Origin of the sequence: Shimia sp. (assembly GCF_041624275.1) — a bacterium.
In the GTDB taxonomy this organism is placed as follows: Bacteria; Pseudomonadota; Alphaproteobacteria; order Rhodobacterales; family Rhodobacteraceae; genus Shimia.
In genome coordinates, this window is record NZ_JBFJVE010000306.1 from 1 (window position 1) to 1,904 (window position 1,904).

Sequence of the window (1,904 nt, forward strand, 5' to 3'; positions counted from 1 at the left end):
GATTTCGCCATCGCGCCGCCGGCGCCGGTGCTGACCGACTGGCTGCAGGCGGCCGGGCGCCGGGTATACGGCGGCGGCAAGATCGGCGACATCTTCTCGATGCGCGGCATCAGCGACAGCGTCAAGGGCAGCGACGCGGCGCTGATGAGCCATCTGCATCGGCTGGTGGACGAGGCCGAGGAGGGCAGCCTGACCTTTGCGAATTTCGTTGAGTTCGACAGCGATTACGGCCACCGCCGCGACGTTTCGGGCTATGCCCGGGCGCTGGAATGGTTCGATGCCGAGATCGGCCGCATCCTGCCGCGCTTGCGTGACGGCGACCTGTTGCTGTTGACCGCCGATCATGGCAATGACCCGACCTGGAGCGGCACCGACCACACCCGCGAACGCGTTCCCGTGCTTTGTGCGGGCCGCGGCGCCGGTGGCGCCGGCCTGATCGCAATGACCGATGTCGCGGCCAGCGTGGCGGCGCATCTCGGGGTGCCGGCGCAGGGGCCGGGAAGGAGTTTTCTGTGAGTGTCGCGGACCTGCCGAAAATCGAGCTGCACCTGCATCACGAAGGTGCCGCGCCGCCCGATCTGATCCGCCAGCTGGCGCATGAGAAACGGGTCGATCTGAGCCGGGTCTTCGATCAGGGCGGCGGCTATGCCTTCAAGGATTTTGCCCATTTCCTTCAGGTCTACGAGGCCGCGACCAGCGTGTTGCAGACCCCCGAGGACTATGCCCGCCTGACCCGCGCCCTGCTCGAGCAGAGCGCCGCAAATGGTGTGGTCTATTGCGAAAGCTTCCTCAGCCCGGATTTCTGCGGTGGCGGCGATGTCGCGGCCTGGAAGGAATATCTTGCGGCGATCCGCGAGGCCGCCGAGCGCGCCGAGGCCGACCTCGGCATCATCCTGCGCGGCATCGTCACCCCGGTGCGCCATTTCGGCCCCGACAGGGCCAAACGCTCGGCGCTCTGCGCCGCCGAAACCGCCGGCGACTGGATCGTCGGCCTCGGCATGGGCGGCGACGAGACCATGGGCCGGCAGGGCGATTTCGCCTATGCCTTCGACATGGCCCGCGAGGCCGGCCTGCGCCGCACCACCCATGCCGGAGAATTCGCCGGTCCGGCCTCGGTGCGCGCGGCGATCCGCGACCTCGGGGTCGAACGCATCGGTCACGGGGTGCGCGCCATCGAGGATCCCGATCTGGTGCGGGAACTGGCCGACCGCCGGATCACGCTCGAGGTCTGCCCCGGCTCGAACCTGGCGCTGGGGCTTTACCCCGAGATGGCGCGCCACCCGATCGCGCGGCTGCGCGACGCCGGGGTGCCGGTCACGGTTTCGACCGATGATCCGCCGTTTTTCCACACCACGATGCGCCGCGAATATGACATGCTGGCCGAAACCTTCGGCTGGCAAGTCGCGGATTTCCGCGCGCTCAACCAAACTGCCATCGACGCCGCCTTCTGCTGTGCAGAGACCCGGGCGCGCGTCCTCAAGAAACTGGAGATGTCCTGATGGATCACCTGACCGTCGTCGATCACCCGCTGGTGCAGCACAAGCTGACCCTGATGCGCCGCACCGAGACCTCGACCGCCGAATTCCGCCGCCTGCTGCGCGAGATCAGCCAGCTGCTGGCCTATGAGGTGACGCGCGAACTGCCGATGACCACCAAGCGCATCCAGACCCCGATGCAGGAGATGGACGCCCCGGTGCTTGACGGGCGCAAGCTGGCGCTGGTGTCGATCCTGCGCGCCGGTAACGGGCTTTTGGATGGTATGTTGGAACTGGTGCCCTCGGCGCGGGTCGGCTTTGTCGGTCTTTACCGCGATGAAGAGACGCTGAAGCCGGTGCAATACTACTTCAAGGTGCCGTCCGAACTGGATCAGCGGCTGGTGATTGCCGTCGACCCGATGCTGGCCA

Annotated in this window: 2 protein-coding genes and 1 pseudogene; all 3 read left to right on the forward strand. The window is 67.1% G+C overall.

The features are described from left to right. Nucleotides 1–516, forward strand: a pseudogene (locus ABZD10_RS15450) (phosphopentomutase); the annotation flags it as partial. Then, a complete protein-coding gene (locus ABZD10_RS15455) occupies nucleotides 513–1,499 on the forward strand; it encodes an adenosine deaminase (protein WP_372887893.1) in 987 nt (328 codons plus the stop codon). The pseudogene ABZD10_RS15450 and the gene ABZD10_RS15455, both read left to right, overlap by 4 nt. After that, a partial coding sequence (upp, locus tag ABZD10_RS15460) for a uracil phosphoribosyltransferase (RefSeq protein ID WP_372887895.1) occupies nucleotides 1,496–1,904 on the forward strand: 409 nt, incomplete at its 3' end. The genes ABZD10_RS15455 and upp, both read left to right, overlap by 4 nt.